The sequence below is a fragment of the Alteromonas portus genome, assembly GCF_005117025.1.
GTDB lineage: Bacteria > Pseudomonadota > Gammaproteobacteria > Enterobacterales > Alteromonadaceae > Alteromonas > Alteromonas portus.
This window is the reverse complement of record NZ_SWCO01000001.1, coordinates 885,847-902,796: the sequence shown is the minus strand read 5'-3', so window position 1 is coordinate 902,796 and position 16,950 is coordinate 885,847. Positions and strand designations below refer to the sequence as shown.

14 protein-coding genes and 2 pseudogenes are annotated in these 16,950 nt (G+C 37.8%); 7 read left to right on the top strand and 9 right to left on the bottom strand.

All coding sequences use genetic code 11. From position 1 onward, the window contains the following. Window positions 1-26: 26 nt before the first annotated feature. Both E5672_RS03775 and E5672_RS03770 read right to left on the bottom strand, forming a co-directional pair. Complete coding sequence (locus tag E5672_RS03775; RefSeq protein ID WP_136780967.1) at window positions 27-1,448, bottom strand: oligosaccharide flippase family protein; 1,422 nt, start codon at window positions 1,446-1,448, stop codon at window positions 27-29. Window positions 1,449-1,455: 7 nt separating this feature from the next. After that, on the bottom strand, window positions 1,456-2,361 hold the full coding sequence (locus tag E5672_RS03770; RefSeq protein WP_136780966.1) for a glycosyltransferase family 2 protein: 906 nt from the start codon (window positions 2,359-2,361) through the stop codon (window positions 1,456-1,458). Between the two features lie 288 nt (window positions 2,362-2,649). Between E5672_RS03770 and E5672_RS03765 the strand changes: the two genes are divergently transcribed. Beyond that, window positions 2,650-3,639, top strand: coding sequence for a glycosyltransferase family 2 protein (locus E5672_RS03765; protein ID WP_161569373.1), 990 nt, complete (start codon window positions 2,650-2,652; stop codon window positions 3,637-3,639). A 42-nt stretch (window positions 3,640-3,681) separates the two neighbouring features. Here E5672_RS03765 and E5672_RS03760 read toward each other — a convergent pair whose 3' ends face one another. From E5672_RS03760 to E5672_RS03750, 3 genes are read right to left on the bottom strand one after another with little or no spacing between them, the layout of a single operon-like run. Then, window positions 3,682-4,929, bottom strand: coding sequence for an O-antigen ligase family protein (locus tag E5672_RS03760; protein ID WP_136780964.1), 1,248 nt, complete (start codon window positions 4,927-4,929; stop codon window positions 3,682-3,684). A gap of 56 nt (window positions 4,930-4,985) precedes the next feature. Beyond that, complete coding sequence (gene murB / locus E5672_RS03755; protein WP_136780963.1) at window positions 4,986-5,981, bottom strand: UDP-N-acetylmuramate dehydrogenase; 996 nt, start codon at window positions 5,979-5,981, stop codon at window positions 4,986-4,988. After that, entirely contained in the window at window positions 5,981-7,258 is a 1,278-nt protein-coding gene (locus tag E5672_RS03750; RefSeq protein WP_136780962.1) for a UDP-N-acetylglucosamine 1-carboxyvinyltransferase, read from the bottom strand. The genes murB and E5672_RS03750 overlap by 1 nt, the downstream gene beginning before the upstream one ends. A 701-nt stretch (window positions 7,259-7,959) precedes the next feature. Between E5672_RS03750 and E5672_RS03745 the strand changes: the two genes are divergently transcribed. Next, window positions 7,960-8,586, top strand: coding sequence for a hypothetical protein (locus E5672_RS03745; RefSeq protein ID WP_136780961.1), 627 nt, complete (start codon window positions 7,960-7,962; stop codon window positions 8,584-8,586). A 123-nt stretch (window positions 8,587-8,709) separates the two neighbouring features. Here the strand turns inward: E5672_RS03745 and E5672_RS03740 are convergent. The 4 genes and pseudogenes from E5672_RS03740 to E5672_RS03725 form a co-directional block, all read right to left on the bottom strand. Next, window positions 8,710-8,979, bottom strand: a pseudogene (locus E5672_RS03740) (IS30 family transposase); the annotation flags it as partial. Between the two features lie 328 nt (window positions 8,980-9,307). Beyond that, a pseudogene (locus E5672_RS20115) lies at window positions 9,308-9,610 on the bottom strand (IS30 family transposase); the annotation flags it as partial. 180 nt (window positions 9,611-9,790) lie between these two features. Then, on the bottom strand, window positions 9,791-10,465 hold the full coding sequence (locus E5672_RS03730) for a sulfotransferase family 2 domain-containing protein (protein WP_136780960.1): 675 nt from the start codon (window positions 10,463-10,465) through the stop codon (window positions 9,791-9,793). Between the two features lie 380 nt (window positions 10,466-10,845). Then, entirely contained in the window at window positions 10,846-12,246 is a 1,401-nt protein-coding gene (locus tag E5672_RS03725; RefSeq protein WP_136780959.1) for an undecaprenyl-phosphate glucose phosphotransferase, read from the bottom strand. Between the two features lie 686 nt (window positions 12,247-12,932). On the opposite strand from E5672_RS03725, the gene rfbF reads away from it, so the two are divergent. The 5 genes from rfbF to E5672_RS03700 are packed head-to-tail and all read left to right on the top strand — an operon-like array spanning window position 12,933 to window position 16,892. Further along, window positions 12,933-13,712, top strand: coding sequence for a glucose-1-phosphate cytidylyltransferase (gene rfbF / locus E5672_RS03720; protein WP_136780958.1), 780 nt, complete (start codon window positions 12,933-12,935; stop codon window positions 13,710-13,712). Next, a complete protein-coding gene (rfbG, locus tag E5672_RS03715) occupies window positions 13,713-14,825 on the top strand; it encodes a CDP-glucose 4,6-dehydratase (RefSeq protein ID WP_136780957.1) in 1,113 nt (370 codons plus the stop codon). It begins immediately after the preceding gene. Beyond that, window positions 14,810-15,274, top strand: a complete 465-nt coding sequence (locus tag E5672_RS03710) for a dTDP-4-dehydrorhamnose 3,5-epimerase (protein ID WP_205676468.1) — start codon at window positions 14,810-14,812, stop codon at window positions 15,272-15,274. Before rfbG ends, E5672_RS03710 begins: the two co-directional genes overlap by 16 nt. Then, the gene (locus E5672_RS03705) at window positions 15,271-16,146 is read left to right on the top strand and encodes an SDR family oxidoreductase (protein ID WP_136780956.1); all 876 of its coding nucleotides are present in this window, start codon (window positions 15,271-15,273) and stop codon (window positions 16,144-16,146) included. The genes E5672_RS03710 and E5672_RS03705 overlap by 4 nt, the downstream gene beginning before the upstream one ends. Then, window positions 16,131-16,892, top strand: a complete 762-nt coding sequence (locus E5672_RS03700; protein WP_136780955.1) for a WecB/TagA/CpsF family glycosyltransferase — start codon at window positions 16,131-16,133, stop codon at window positions 16,890-16,892. Before E5672_RS03705 ends, E5672_RS03700 begins: the two co-directional genes overlap by 16 nt. Window positions 16,893-16,950: the final 58 nt, after the last annotated feature.

Here is a 16,950-nt window from a genome sequence, read left to right as displayed (position 1 = left end):
CATATTGAGCAATATTTAATCTAGCTTTATGAATTAAGGAAAATTTTAAACTCTTTGACAACTTTTTTATTCATTAAAAAAACTGAAAGCAAGTAGGCCAACATACCTATGATAACTTCAATTGTAGTTTCTAAAAGAAGAGAGTGCACAACTAAAATTTCTCGAGAGATAGCTATTGACACGACTATTGAGATTGCACCGGTTATTGGAGTTGTAAAGCATTTAATAAATTCAAAGAAAGTGATATCTAAAACTTTCTTCAGAACATAAAAGTTTACGATATTACTAGAAATCGTCCGTACTATTAAGCCAAATATAATCGCAATTAACCCGTATTCATAAACGGTAAGAGCAGTAAAAAGCAATCCTATAGCACTTGAAAATATTTGTCCCTTTAAGCCTAGCTTAGTTTTCCCTAACGCCACTAATGTGCTAGGTAAAAAAAGAAAAAAAAGATTTAAAGAAGTAACAGCCGCTATGCCTTGCAACAGTAATGAAGAAGGAGCCCATTTATCTGAAAATAAAAGCTCAATTATTGACTCTGACATTACACTCATCCCAACAAAAAAGGGCATGATTAGTAATATACTGAAGCGTGTTGAGTCTATGAATAGAGTATTTATAGACTTTCCTTCATTTCTCCTTTTTGAGAAAACAGGGTTAGCGTATCCCATCAAAGCAGACGTCAGGGCAGTTCTCGGCAGTTCGACTAGTCGAGATGCAAAGTTATAAAACCCGACAGCAGCAGTTCCTAATGTCGTCTCAATTAATACGACTAAACCTTTCATAAATAACGTGACATTTATCGCTTTAATAGAAGAAGGGACCCCTACTAACAATTGCTCGTAAATAAACTTTTTATCAAAATCAAAAGGTAACCTTCTTGGCTCAAGTACAAAAATCATAAGCGCAGAACTTATTGCCATAACTAATGTTTGGACAACAATTGAAAAATCACCGTAACCACCAACAGCTAAATAAATTCCCGCTAACATCCCCAGAATTTTTCCAAAAATTGTACGCTGTGCTAGCTTTTTAAATTGTCGTTTAAGTCTCATATGAACAATATGCAATCGAACTGAAATTTGAAACGGCAGTGAACAAACTGCCAAGAAACCTACTAACAGAATTCGGTTATCATTGAAGTAAAGTAAATAACCTAAATAGATGAGAGAAGATATGATAAGGCTAACTAACAAAAGTCCCCAGAAGATACAACCGTCTTGTTGAGTAGTAATTTTATTTAGTCTAATTATAGAGTTATCTACTAGAGCTATTACAAACATTGCAAAGAATTCTACTGCAGCCAACAAAAGTATTCCGATTCCCATTTGTTCAGGTGAGAGAAACTTTGCGTAAATTAAAAATGAAAAAACCGAAAGAAGTACAAGCCCGAATTTTTCAAAAAAGACCCAAAATAAGTGAAGTATCCGATTATTAGCAGTCATTATATTTCTATTTATTAGTAAATACAGAAAGGACTAAAGAGGGAAGCCAAAATAAAAAGTACTTTGACATTATAAATTTACTCCCTGACTTTTTTAAAGTACTCGACGCTATCAGGTTGTATAAATTGAAGCACCCACTTTTAAGAGCCTTCTTCAAAAATTCTTCGAAGTTTAAGAGCCAAATAGTTTTAGTTTCTTTCTTAGAGAAAACTTTCAAGTTCAATAATTCTTCAACTAACATCTCCCTATATTTTAAGTTTCTCATACCATTAGAGGTTAAGTTAGCATCGTGGTTTTCTTTAAAAACGCACAACTTTTCGACGGTTCGAAATCTTCCTTGCAGAGCAAGTTTTGCCCAGAGTAACCTGTCTTCACCGAATTTTATTTCAGTGTTAAAGCCTCCAGCAAGCCTAACCGAATCAGCCCTTGACAAAACGGAAGAGGTCGCATTGATTATGTTCTTAGTAAGTAGTAACTCAAACGCATTATCATTTTTTACAGTGTCATTAATATTTGTTTTGGTGTCGTTCCAGTAAACTTCTGAAAATGTATCGACTAAAACCGTATCTGGATATTTCTCTACCAATCTGCTTTGAAGTAACAGTTTGTCACTATTATTCCAAATATCGTCAGCGTCTAAAAAAGCCAGCCAATTACCTTTGGCCCTTCCAATAGCAATATTTCTAGCTTTCGAGGGGCCTCCATTCTTAGTCTCAATTAAAATAATATTGAGTGCAGTAGACTTTATATAGTTTTGTATAACGGCAGAAGTATTGTCTGAAGATCCATCATTAACAATTATTACTTCACTAGGCTGAAGAGTCTGAGCCTTGACGGAGTCTAAAGCTCTAGTAATTGTGGCCGACGCGTTATAAGCAGGTATTATAACCGATACCATGAATTGATCGTTCAAAGCTATTCCCTCTTAATGAATCTTACAACACTAGTAACAACTAATATTACTTTTATGACAATTTAAATATTAACAACATTTCTAACTGACAGTTAACCGTATCACAATTTAATACTATTTATTGCTAATTATTTTATACAGCCCGATATTTTCACAAAATAAACACAAAGGCTTTACACATCGCAATGAATTATCCTCATTTACTTCTGTAACTATCTTGTTTACTTGAAATTGGTCAAAAACTAAAACAGAATAGTTATATTATTTTTTGGCTAAAGGAAAATAGTCTTGGGTAGTTCAATAAAAGTTTCAATATGTGTTGCACAATACAATCGAGCAGATAGGATTTCTGAATCAATTGGTTCTTTATTAGCTCAAGACTTTAGTGATTTTGAAGTCATTGTAGTAAATGATGGAAGCCCAGATAATAAAGTTAGAGAAGAGCTAGAGAAATTAAAGTGCGAAAAGCTAACAATTATTCACCAAGATAACACAGGGTTTGTCGGAGCTATGAGAAAAGCTATCGATAATGCTCGCGGAGATTACATAGCTATTCACGGTGCAGGTGATATATCTTTACCTAACCGAATTCGCACACAATCGGAATTTTTAGATAAAAACCAAGATTATAGTTTAGTCTCATGTCATTACACCGATGTCGAAATAGATAACAAAGGAGAAGGTAAGCGAAAGCTATTTGCACTTACTACCGGAGATGTACCAGAGTCGGATCTAACCTATAAACCTACGCCTATTGGGCACGGTGAGGTTATGTATAGAAAATCAGCCTATAGCAATGTTGGTGGATACAGACACTTTTTCAAATTTGCTCAAGACAAAGACCTCTGGTTAAGACTAATAAAAACAGGTAAATTTTTCGTCATTCCAGAAAATTTGTATGAAAGAGGTTTGTTTAAAAATGATGGTATAGCAACCAATCATGAAAAGCTCTATCTACAAAAGGTTTTAATGGCATTTGCAGTCCAGTGCTATGAAATGAGAGAAGCAGGCGGAAAAGATTTGTTAGACGTTTATGGAATACAAGCCGGCCTTTTAAGAAAGCCAAGTAGAAAGGTATCCGACTTTTGTTTCCTTACGTCACTTCGCCTATATATGAACGACAATCTAGAAGATGCGAATACGTTTATTAAGCGCTCACTGATGGAAAACAAAAACTTAAAGAATTTGCTTTTGAATATAATAATAAAGCTTTCTACTGTTCATGCGATCAAGACTCCTTTGATATATACCTTGAAAAAAATTAGACAACTGAAGTAAAGCAGTGACAATAAAAGTTCGTAGTCAATTTTATAGATAGTGTTATTTCTTGATAGTACTTCTCAGACCATGGTATTCATTTATTGCAATAAAATATGCTAGGGTGAATATAACCATATCCATACTGTTGTGATTAAAAATTACAAATCCCGCATAATTAGATATCGCCTGAATTATTACGACAGATAAAGTAAAGAGAGCAAATTTACCTCCTCTCACATAATTTGAAATTGATATAGCTATATAGTTCATTAGAAAAATAATCTTTAAACACAGTCCTGCTTGGCCTAGATTTAACAACGCTTCGAAATAACCACTGTGCGCATTTCCTATGAATCCCCACCTTTCAGAAAACGCGACAGCCTCTGAACTCGCCCAAAATGCGCCAAAGCCATAACCCAAGAGCGATCTCTTTTCACTAAAAGGCAGTAGTAATTCCCATATAATTGTTCTGTTGGTCAATCCTGGGTCTCTTCCCATTAGACTAAGCGCGTATTCGTAAGAAAAATAAAGAACAGTTGAAGCGATTGATGTTATAAATAAAAAAATAACAAACCGCGAAAGTGACTGACTAGGATTTCGACCTTTAAATAATTGGAGTCCTATCACCAAACTCGAACCAATAACTGTCATTGCAAAGGCAGAAGCAGACTGAGAAAGCAATATGGCTAACGTTAAAGTGCATAGTATGAAGATATCATTTTTTTTTCTATATCTAGAAAGAGCTAGTTGCAACACAATACCATAACCGTAAAATCGGGCCGCAGCATTTTTATCAAGAAAGATGCCAGACAATCCGTAACCTCTAGATGAGAAACCGAATGAAAAGCCCTTCCCATTAACTATGGTATAAACAATTCCAAGTAACGTGATCCAAAATATTGTATTTAATAGGAAGTTTAGTAATGATTCAGCTGTAAACGATTTCACCAACACGTAGCTTGCCAATATTAGTGTTACAAAGGCAATAAACCTTCTAAATGAAACGAACGGCGCAACAGACCAAAAAACAGACAAAATGCAAAAGGCTAAAAAGCATACTAGCAATTTGTTTCTATTATAAAATTCAAAAACATTAACCCGTGGTAGATACAAGAAGCAAATGCCACAAGTTCCCAAAACTATAACGCCAAGTAACTGTTTAACTAAATTTCCAGAAGCAGCTTGTTCTAAAGTATTTTTACCTCCCTGCCCCGTTAAAAAATCAATTATGCTGAAATAATACGAAAAATAGAGTAACAAAAAACAATATAACAGCTTAGCTACTGGTAGTTTCAAAAATTGGGACACTAAACAACCTACTTAAATTTGCTTTAAAAGCTTCCGAAGAAAAGAATTATGAATTGTCAACTGCAATACTTATCTGAAGAATAAGAACTATCAGCCTTAAGATGCGCCTGCACTAAGCCGCCATTTGGGTAGACGTATCTAACTTCACAATCCATTAAGAAATTCGTGCTTTGATAAACTTCTCGTCGCGCTAAGGCTATCAAATAAAGTACATCATCACTGCTAGCCCCCCCGTTATTCACAATAAAGTTTGCGTGTATAGGCGATATTTGTGCGTTTCCTCGCACTCTGCCCTTTAACCCTACTTTTTCTATCGCAAAGCCTGGTGGACCGATAATATCGTACATCGCTGGATCTGATAAAAACACAGAGCCGCAGTTTGGTAGTTTGCGAGGAAATTTTTTTCTTCGGGAAGAAAGAATTGTTTTTATTTGTTTTCGGACTAGCTTGCGCTCACTTTTCTTAAGTTTTAACTCTACTCGCGCAACTATGCGATCGTCATTGGCTTCTTGAAAAGGCGAGGTACGGTAAGCAAACTCTAGATCTTCTATGAACACTTTTTCAATTTCGCCACGCTTGTTAATAAGCTCAATTGAGACAGTGTTTTCTAAAATTGAGCGCCTATTGCTGCCTCCGTTCATGTATATCAATCCGCCAAGGCGTCCTGGAATGCCGCATATATGCTCTATTCCCGAAAGGCCATAGGATGATAACCTATAAGTAAGCTCTGGTACCCAAATGCCAGCTTCACAAACTACGCTAGTACCGTCAATTTTTAAACTAGAAAGGTTATTTCCAATTTTTATAACTACCCCATCGAAACCAGAAGAATCGAAAAGAAGATTCGAACCATCTCCGACTACCAAAAATGGAACATCAGACTGTGCATTGCACAGCTTTATAGCAAGCGCCAGCTCATGTATGTCATTCGGTTCAACAAATAATTTAACTGGCCCCCCTATTTTCCAGTAACTGAACTCGCTTGCAGGCAAATTTTGCCTGCAAGCAAGGGGAATAGTTTCAAGAAGCCTTTCTACTAACCCCTTCAGCATTATTCATCAACCACTTCAATGTTTATGCCTAAACCAGCTAACTTTTTATCAAGCTTGTTGTAACCTCGCAGCGCCATTTCCACGTCGTGAACTACTGTCTTGCCTTCAGCACATAGCGCAGCCATAACCAATGCCATACTGCCACGTAGGTCAGTTGAAGTAACCTCTCCCGCCTTAAATTTACCAGGGCCGCGAGTAGTTATTTTGCCTTCTTCAGCTTCGACTACGGGCGTACTTATTAACTTCTGCAACTCGTTAGCATAAGCAATGCGTTTGGGATACCTGTAATCAAAAATGCGCGAATCGCCTTTTGCAATAATCCCCAGTAGCGTATAAAAAGACTGCATATCCGAGATTATTCCCGGGTGTGCACCACAAGCGAGCTCAAATGGCTGCACTTGCCCGTTTATCAAGCAATCAGGTGAATAGTATATACTGCTACTGTTACTTAAAAAGTCGATTCCCGCTTCTTTTAAGTGCAACAGCGGAACTTGCATCGAATCGAATGGCACATTTTTTATATGTAAAGTACCGCCACTCATTACCGCATAAACTAACCAAGTCAATGCTTCAATTCGATCGTACATTACTGACTTGATAACACCTTTTAATCTTCCAGATGCCCCCACAACTGTAATGTGACTATTACCGGTCACCTCAATGTGAGCGCCCATTCGGGTGAGAAAGTCTATCAAATCTTCAATTTCAGGGGTTATATAGGCATTAACTATTTCAGTTTTCCCTTCTGCGATACATGCGCAAATCAATGCGTTCTCTGTACCACCCACGGTTGAAATAGGAAATTTAATAGTTCCACCTTTAAATTTACTCGCTTTAACTCGAATAAAATCTGGCTCCTCAGTAACTTCAGCACCTAAATCGCGCCACACCATCATGTGTAAGTCGTAACCTCGGCTACCTATTTTACAACCACCTGGATAAGGGATGAGTGCCTCACCACTATTTTTTATCTGACTTGCGACAAGCAAGTATGTGGTTCGAATGGGGTAGTCGTATGTATCTAATTCGGTACAACGGATACTTGAAGAATTGATAGTCAACGACTCTTTTACTTCGTCAACAACTATGTCGGCACCAACGTTTTCTAAAAATCGAATTTTATGTCTAGCATCAACAAGTTCAGTAGGGAAATTATTTAAAACAACTTCTCCATCCGAAATACAGGCTGCAGCTAATAAACGGGTTGCAGAGTTCTTCGCCCCACTTACCACCACTGTCCCAACAGGTGTTTTACCACCTTCAATAATTGCTTTCATCCTTAATCCTTAATGCTATTTTTTGACAACGCACGCTGTCGATTTAACGCACAAAACTCATTCGTATTCATGTGACTATGACTTTTAAAGTAGCTAATTTCTTTGTGTAATCATTCGCACAATCAGATAGAACAGTTTCAAGCAAAATCCGCGCCCGTTAGAGCGGCATCAACAATAAAAACTATTTAAAAACCTTATTGCAAACATGGTTATTAAAAGTTTTTTATCAATATCAATTAAAAACTTGCTTGCTCTGTAGACCTACAACCTTTATCAATTATAAATATAAATTTTGGAGTCATTTTACTCATTAGATGAGTATTATTCGCCCTAAGAAGATATCTAAACGTATTATTATTACAACCAAATGATACCTGTGCATTGAACAAATTGAAAAGTTTCAATGGCCAGACTGTGGTTGTGACATCATTTTTCAATTGCAACGTCTATTTGATTTAGAATAGCGTTTTTTAGCGCTAAGTTCTTCGCAGGTATGCAAAAAGTCGCGACAATTTGTAAAACAAAAAGGTAGCTTCAGACTAACATTGACGTTGTCGGTTTTTTTTACAATCAATATGCAACGAAAAAAATAACCACATAAAATCAACAGCATATCTATTGGCATGATTTGTGAATAAAAGATAGTAATCAATAACATTAATTTATAGCAACGCAAGTTTTAGGCTTAAGAGAGGATTTTAATGAAAACGATGTATAGGTCATTAGCTTTTTTGATGATGGTGTTACCATTTTCATCTTTTGCTTCGTTCATAAACTTTGATGATTACTCGCCCCAAGGGTTTAGTAATCAGATGGTAAGCGGTTCTTTTGTAACTAATGGTAATGAACTCGCATTAGCAGGGAACTTGTGGGTTTCCATTTCTGATTCATTTGAAATTGCTGCCGATACTATTCTTCACTTCTCAATAGAAGGTACTGGCTTAAATCCTGAATTTTTTGGTATTGGGCTTGATAACGACAATTTTGTTACAGCACAAACTTTGTTTCAATTGGGTGGAAGCGACACTACAGGCGCTAACCAGATCGGTGGTTACACTGCAGGTGATGGTGTAGTAGATTACGCAATTGCCGTTGGTGATTATTTCACCGGCACGTTTTCGAAGTTTGTCTTTATCCTTGATAACGACGCAATGCCATCGGGTTCTGAAGTAGTTTTTAGCAATGTAGAATTATGTGACTCTAATTCCGTTTGTTTATCAACTTCAAGCGGCAACTTGAACTCGGCAAACGCGGTAAATGCACCATCAGTCGCACTGCTGTCACTATTCGCTCTTTTCTTCACTATTAGAAAAAGAATAATGGCGTAAAACACCAGAAACGTTTTCGAAAAATATTACGAGGCTCTTGTTAAGAGCCTTTTTTCTGTTTTTCTGAAAGAAAGATTGATTTACTTTACACGAAATAAACTCCGAATTGCACTACTCCCTAAATCAAGCAACCTTACGTAATTCGTTGAACACTGCAATGGATTGCTTAAAACCGAGACACTTTCTCGGTCGTGCATTCAATGCCTTTTCAACCTCAGCAATCTGCTTATCTGTTATTGTCTGCAAATTGGTGCCTTTTCGTATGTATTGACGCAGCAGGCCATTGAAGTTTTCATTTAATCCACGTGCCCACGATGAATAAGGGGTTGCGGAGTAAATATCTATTTTCAACTTCTCGGCTACCATTTTAATGTCATAGAATTCGTTGCCGTTGAGGCGCATTGAGCGACCTAGTAGATAATGCTCTACGCCCTCGAATTTTAACAATGCTACGTTTAGTCCGTTAGTGCCTTCGATGAAGGACACCTGTATATCATGGTAAGCAATATTTTTATTTGAGCAAGGTAGCAAACATCAGTTAAAAAGTAGCAGCATTCACGCGCAGTTAGCAGAACTTTTTGTTTGAAAATGGTTGACTTCGATAAGTAGTCAGTTATCCGCTGTGATTGTAAAAAATGGCTTCGGTATTTCCACAACACACCAACTCTAGCCTTTGCGACGTTAGCTGCGCTTTTCGTATCAGATACAACCTACTTTTTCACTCAACAAGGCTGTCAATCGCGCCTGTTCCTTGCTTACCTAAAACGGTATCGTCTTCCCAATCGCCAAACCGATTCTTGTTGTTCACGATGGCGGTGCGGCACTCTATACCAACGCGATTTGGAATAATTGCACACTCGCCTTGATCTGCGCGACTTCAGGCAGGTAATGATTACCCATGACTCTGTTCCGGCTGGCTTCGCGACTGGTAGTCGCTATGACTCTTTTTTTAGCGTTTTCCAATTTCTCAGTAACTGAAACCCTCGCGTAAGTAGGCCTCTATCTGGTATCTTTGACCTTCGATCTACTGCTTGTATCTCATGGTAATACTTCTATTAGTTTGGCGACTTGAGAATACCATCAACAGACAGCCGATCGTCTCATCACCGTTTAACCTTGAGTGGTGTACTTATCATCTGAATTTGCGGCTTACCTTAACCTTGGTGTTGTAATTAGCAATTTAACCGATATTGACTATCATTATTTATCCAAAACGATAGCCAAAACGTTCAAAATCTTCTGCATAAAACCGGTTAATAAACTCTATTGTTTTGTCTTCAATTTTTTTCTCTTTCGAAGTCTGACCTTCAATTTTATGAGGTAAATGAAAATCTTTAATCCCCAATTCTCTACAGATAATTTCATAATCTTTGGAAAGATTTTCGAACTTTCCGATGAAGTCCATTGGAATTGCACCGCTATAATCTTTTAACCAATACGTTTGAGGTCTTAAAAACCCTTTTCCAGCAAATTTTCGCATAAATTGATCAAATGAGTCGTTAGGGTCGATTCCATAGTTCTTTTGATGAATAGGATCTCTCAATGCATTTTTATACCAAGAATAAGCTCTTTCAACCGGATTTCGTACAATTGTAAATTTGTAGTAAGAGTTATATTCGTCCTCGGAAGGCATAACACCATTTTCAGGATTTGCATGTTTCCTATACTGCTCTCTAATGCGGCGAATGAAATCTTTTAAATTCTCCTGCTGAAAAATTTCTGAGACTTTTGGCCCTGGTTGACAAACCATGCGAATACTTCTGTGGTCTTGACCTGCTCGACCTTTATGCCCCTCGAAGTGCCCAAGAGCGTGTTCTATGCTAGTTCCAGCACATTTTGGGATATGTATAAAAATACAACGATACTCATGGGAAATCACTGAATTACTCCTAGCCTACTTCTCTGGCTTTACTATTCGAAACATTAACTAAAACGTTAGTTCTATTTTTTAAATGGTGAATTTACTAAGATCTGAATTCAAGCTTTCCACGACGCGAAGCTAGCTTCCAAAAAACTTTCCAGACCACTAATGTTTTCATTAAGATAAATTCGTCACTGTAGATTGATAGATGCACGAAGGTATCAACGCCTAAGTGAAGGCGACATACTTAAAGTAAACTTCTTTGAGTATGTTCGACCAGCTTCAATTCCCCATCGCTTAATATCTTTCTCAAAATTATAAGGACTGCGCTCTCCCGCGACCTAAGTGTAACTTAGAACAGTGAAAAAGCTTACATGCCCTAATGTTTCCGAAAGACATCAATAAGCGTTTTTGCCTACGAACCCTTTAAATACCGTCATTAAAACAATCTTAAAATCAAGCCATAACGACCAATTTTTAATGTATTCGAGGTCGTACTGAACGCGCATTTTCATTTTGTCTACAGTATCTGTTTCCCCGCGCCAACCGTTGATTTGTGCCCACCCTGTAATACCAGGCTTAATGCGGTGGCGTAGCATATAATATTCTACTTTCTTCCGATACATCTCATTATGTGCGACGGCATGTGGTCTTGGCCCTACTACTGACATACTGCCCTGAAGCACGTTTATAAACTGTGGTAACTCATCCAACGATGTTCTGCGTAAAAACGCTCCTACAGGTGTTATACGAGCGTCGTTTTTGCTGGCCTGAGTCACTTTATCTCCGTCCTCTGTAACCGTCATGCTTCTAAACTTCCACACTTTTATTTTCTTGCCGTCCATACCATAGCGGTTTTGCTTAAATATAATAGGGCCTTTAGAAGTTAGTTTAACGGCCGCTGCTATAACAAGCATGGGCAGTGCAATGATGGTAAGAATAATACTTGCTAAGATGATGTCTTCTACGCGTTTGAGAAAGTTCATTGCGCCTTTCATTGGCGAGTCGAACACACTTACGGTTTGCAACTCACCTACGTTACAGATTCTTGAATGAAGAAGATTGTACACAAAGAAATTTGGTACAAGGTGAACTTGCGCTTGCGTATCGCCAAGAATCTGCAGAATCTTTTCAATGCGTTTGTTTGCTGTCATAGGAAGAGTTATAAAAATTGTATCGACTTTACCCGTTAGCACATCGTGATAAACCTGATCGATTGCTCCCAGTGACTGAAGACCTTCAGGTATTACTGTTCTATCGGCGTCTCTATCATCATACACTCCAACAACGTTATAGCCAGCTTCTGGCGTTCTTCTAATTTCATTTGTTAACTCTAAGCCCGTTTCATTTGCGCCTATAATGCCAACATACCTTGTATTCCTGCCATTTCGACGTACAGCGAATAAAAAGTATCGAAAGGCGACACGCCACGTACAAGACACTAACCAACTTGACACAAACCACAAAGCTATAACTAATCTGGAATAATCTTCTGATGATTTTGAAATAAACATCCAGCACATGACCGCTGCCATCATCAACAAGTGGCTTATACTGGCTACGAATAAAATTTCTTTCATAGAGCCCGCGCGCCATGAACGGTAAAGCCACAGCATCTCGGCACTAAATAAATATGCTAAGCATGCAATAAGACTAATAAAGTAGTATTGCTGCGATACAACAACACCGTACACTTCTGCGGAAATAAGTAAGCATAGTTGAACGGCTAACAGATCAAAAAACCTATAGAGAACTGCGAACTGATTCACATTATTTCGAACAAAGCCTTTCTTACCCATTAGAGAATCCTTGATAGCAAAACGAGACAAAAGTGAAATTAAAAACAAAGCTAAAGCAATGTATGCAAATTACGCGCCTTATACTAAAGGCCAAGTGACTTTATTACATCTAAATGACTAGAAGCCGCAGAAGTTGTTACAGCGCGGATACATTTAACTTACATTCATTTTGTCAATAATTTTGCGATGCAGTGAATTTGACGAGACCAGTTTGTAGAAGAAAATTATTACCGTTCGATTACGCAGCTCTTAAAGCTTCAAAATCATAGTTTTTGACTGAGACTGTTTTTTCAAAATCTAAAACTCTTTGTCAAAAAATATTGTCGGCAAGTAAAAATTACATAGAAATCGAATAAGTCGAATTGCAAAACAATATGCAGAAAAAACATTCAAAATAAACACCTGCGTTACAAAGAATTTACAATAACGATTGCACGTTGTTTTCTTCTGAAGTTTGTAAAAGCTTCTAAATATGACAATGCAAAATTTATTGACACTTTTACCCGAAACTTTCGAATTACAAAAGGGTTATTAAAGGGCAAAGGGGCTAACTTGGTGCAATCGATTTTTGTGGTGCACTGTTGCATAAGAAGTTTATTAAATGTTTTTGTTGACGATTAGCTTTAGTCTAGCGATTCTAAAAAAGATATATAAAAATGGCCTTATTGACAGAAAGAAGGAAGCGTATGAAAGCAATAATATTGGCAGGAGGTCGCGGCACAAGAATAAGTGAACAATCGGATATCAAGCCCAAGCCAATGATTGATATTGGTGGGATGCCCATTCTATGGCACATTCTAAAGATGTACTCAGCCCATGGAATAAATGAATTCATAATCTGCTGCGGATACAAGAGTTATGTTATTAAAGAATATTTTGCAAACTACTTTTTGCATATGTCTGATGTAACATTTGATATTGCTAGCAACTCGATGGAAGTACATCGAGGGTGCGCAGAGGACTGGAAAGTTACTCTTGTCGATACAGGTGAAAATTCAATGACAGGAGGTCGACTAAAGCGAGTTCAAAAATATATCAACAATGATGAAGCTTTTTGTTTTACTTATGGTGACGGGGTTTCTGACCTAAATATCACAGAGACGATAAATTTTCATAAAGCGCATGGTAAATTGGCAACGGTTACAGCAGTGCAACCCCCGGGACGTTTCGGTGCAATTGATGTAACTTGCTCAAACAACGTTACTCAATTTCAAGAAAAACCCGTTGGGGATGGCTCGTTCATCAATGGTGGATTTTTTGTGTTGCACCCTGACGTTATTGACCTGATCGATGGGGACGATTGTGTATGGGAGAAAAATCCCCTTCAGTCCTTAGCACAATCTAATCAATTAATGGCATTTCAGCACAATGGTTTTTGGCACCCAATGGATACAATGCGAGATAATATCAAGCTAAATGAACTTTGGGATTCCGGAGATGCACCGTGGAAGACTTGGAGAGACTAGATGGGTATCGAAGTATTTAGCGGTAAAAGAGTATTAATTACCGGCCACACTGGATTTAAAGGCACTTGGCTAACCGCTTGGTTGCATTCAGTCGGAGCGAAAATATGTGGAATTTCCAAAGACATCCCTACCTCACCTTCAATGTTTGAAATACTTAACTTAGAGAAAGACATTGAACATCACCTATTCGATATATGTGAGTCTAAACGCTTAAATGAGGTTGTTAGAACGTTCAATCCCGATTTTATATTTCACTTAGCTGCTCAAGCATTGGTCTCCGTATCATATGAAGATCCTATAGACACGATAAAAACTAACGTCGTAGGAACTGCAAGCATTTTACAATGCTTAACTGAATTTCAAGGCAATTGCACGGCTATTATCATTACATCAGACAAGTGCTATGAAAACGTAGAGTGGGAGTGGGGCTATAAAGAAACAGATAGGCTTGGTGGAAAAGACATTTATAGCGGCTCTAAAGGGGCCGCAGAGATTATATTACACGCCTACATTGAATCATTCTTGAAGAATAAGACAAATATAAAAATAGCCAGTGCCAGGGCAGGCAATGTTATAGGCGGTGGGGATTGGGCAAAAGACAGAATCGTACCTGATTGCATTAAAAGTTGGCTAAACAATGTGCCAGTTACAATCCGATGCCCAGATGCCACCCGACCGTGGCAACATGTGTTAGAACCTTTGAGCGGCTACTTGGCATTAGCAATTGCTTTATCAGAAGACACACAAAGCCCATCTAAGTTGAATCATCAAGCTTTTAATTTCGGTCCTAGAAATGAACAAAACAAAACTGTGCTTGAACTCATCAGCGAACTCGCAAATCGATGGGGTATTGAGGACCAAAGCGATGCCTTTTCAATAGTTGATAGAACTCCATTTCATGAGGCAGGGTTACTTAAACTGAACTGCGACAAAGCTATGTTTCACCTTAGCTGGCAACCCAATTTAGAGTATGAAGAATGTATAGACTTTGTAAGCGATTGGTACGTAGAGCATTATCAAAAAGAAAGTAACATGAGAGATTTTACATTGCTGCAAATTATGCGATATCAAGAGTATGCAAATAAAAGAGCTATAGCATGGGCGCAAAAATAAAAGAATTAGGTTACCAAGAACTTAATCACCCACTTAAAGAATGGGTTTTTATTTCCTCAGAAAAAATTATTGATAATGAAAAAGGAAATATTAGGCACATTGTAAAAGCCTCAAGTACCGCTTTTACAACATTTGGTGAAGCGTATTTTACAGAGATTAACTTCAACGAACGCAAAGGGTGGAAAAAACATCTTAAGATGACTCTTAATCTCATTACTTGTTACGGTGAAGTTTTATTTTACTTTGTTCATCCACAGAGTGGTGAAATATTCAAAATAATGATTTCATCAAAAAATAACATAAGGCTGACGGTAAGGCCGGGAATTTGGTTTTGTTTTGAGGGAGTCGGCATTAGCTCCAACTTAGTGCTTAACATCGCCTCAATTGCCCACGACCCATCTGAATCAGAAAACCGACCATTAGACTTCTATTTTGGAGAACAAGAATGAACGTGTATCTCTCAGGGGCAAACGGTCTTTTAGGCAGTTCGTTCTGCCAAAATGCTTATAAATACGGGCATGAAGTCTGTGCCTTGAAACAAGAAGAATACAACTATAACGCATCTTTAAGTGACCTAAAATCGAGGTTGAGCAACTACACTGATGCTGTATTCATACATTGCGCAGCGAATACTAACATGGATGAATGTGAGAGCTTTCCTGATATTTGCCATAGAGACAATGTTTTAAATACCACTCGTTTAGCTCATACATGTCGACTATTGAATATTCCCTTTATTTTCATAAGCAGTACAGGTGTATATGGCGAGCATGGTAATAGCCCCTACTACGAAAACGACTTAACGATGCCAACGAATGTGCATCATATGAGTAAATTGTCGGGAGAAAAAGAAGCTCTAGCCAACAATGACAACGCACTTATTTTAAGGACTGGTTGGCTTTTCGGCGGAAGTATATCTGCCAATAGAAACTTTGTAGCTAAAAGAATCCAAGAAGCTAACAATCTAAAAGATAAGGTAATGTATAGTGATCCCTTCCAAAAGGGTAATCCAACATATGTAGATGACTTGGTAGTAATGGCCTTTGAACTCATCAGAGAAAAGGCAAAAGGTATTTTCAACGCAGTTAACTCGGGAACTGCAACTAGATTCGAGTACGTAAAAGAAATCATGCGGATTTATGACGAAACGATAACTGTACTGCCTACCGAGAAGAAATTTGATAGAAAAGTAAAGGTTTCTCATAACGAAGCAGCAGTGAATGACAAAATTCAAATGTTTACTACCTCACCTATCCCCCACTGGAAAGTAAGCTTGTTTAATTACATTAATGACAATAGAGAAGCATGGACAGAGATATAAACACCACGATAGTTGCAGGGCTTCCTATTGTTACTGCATCAAGACAAGAGTTTGTCGAAATTATTGAAGAAGTATGTACGGGAACAAATAAACCTACCTCACCTTTTATCGTATTCGAAGCGAATGGTCATGGGATTAGTATGAGCATTCTAGATAAAAATTTTCTATTTTTGTTGAGCCAAGCATCCGCAATAGTTGCTGATGGACAAAGTGTTGTAATTGGTTCAAAACTTTTTTCTCCTTCGACAATATCAGAGCGTATAGCAATAACAGATTTAATTACCGACATCCCCACTCTAAGCGATAAACCATTGAAACACTTTTTGCTAGGAGGCGGCGACCGCATTGCAGCCGACTGTGGCGACATTTTACAGAAACGACATGCTAACTTTTTACTTAGTGGCTCACACAAGGGTCACTTCACAGCAGCGGATAGTAAGCGAATAATTTCTTATATAAACGACAATAACCCTGATATTTTATGGGTTGGATTGGGCAAACCAACTGAACAGCAGTGGGTAATTGAAAATAGACATGAGATACATGCCAAGGTAATCATAACATGTGGTGGTTGCTTCAATTACGTCACAGGAGCTTATGGTAGAGCTCCAAAATGGATGCAAAGTCTCGGTCTAGAATGGCTTTTCAGGCTAGCTGAGAATCCTAAAAAATTGTTTTGGCGGTACATGACAACAAACCCACTTGCACTATATGCTATGATCTTTTTCAGGCGATCTCGTTTTTAATGAAACAAGTCGCCTCCTGCTTAAATTGTTCAAATACAGAAGTTCTCGCAAAACTCGA

Excerpts from the sequence above, each read along its gene's own strand:
- E5672_RS03775 (WP_136780967.1), bottom strand. The coding sequence starts at position 1,448 with ATGACTGCTAATAATCGGATACTTCACTTATTTTGGGTCTTTTTTGAA.
- murB (WP_136780963.1), bottom strand. The coding sequence starts at position 5,981 with ATGCTGAAGGGGTTAGTAGAAAGGCTTCTTGAAACTATTCCCCTTGCT.
- E5672_RS03750 (WP_136780962.1), bottom strand. The coding sequence starts at position 7,258 with ATGAAAGCAATTATTGAAGGTGGTAAAACACCTGTTGGGACAGTGGTG.
- E5672_RS03745 (WP_136780961.1), top strand. The coding sequence starts at position 7,960 with ATGAAAACGATGTATAGGTCATTAGCTTTTTTGATGATGGTGTTACCA.
- E5672_RS03725 (WP_136780959.1), bottom strand. The coding sequence starts at position 12,246 with ATGGGTAAGAAAGGCTTTGTTCGAAATAATGTGAATCAGTTCGCAGTT.
- rfbF (WP_136780958.1), top strand. The coding sequence starts at position 12,933 with ATGAAAGCAATAATATTGGCAGGAGGTCGCGGCACAAGAATAAGTGAA.
- rfbG (WP_136780957.1), top strand. The coding sequence starts at position 13,713 with ATGGGTATCGAAGTATTTAGCGGTAAAAGAGTATTAATTACCGGCCAC.
- E5672_RS03710 (WP_205676468.1), top strand. The coding sequence starts at position 14,810 with ATGGGCGCAAAAATAAAAGAATTAGGTTACCAAGAACTTAATCACCCA.
- E5672_RS03705 (WP_136780956.1), top strand. The coding sequence starts at position 15,271 with ATGAACGTGTATCTCTCAGGGGCAAACGGTCTTTTAGGCAGTTCGTTC.
- E5672_RS03700 (WP_136780955.1), top strand. The coding sequence starts at position 16,131 with ATGGACAGAGATATAAACACCACGATAGTTGCAGGGCTTCCTATTGTT.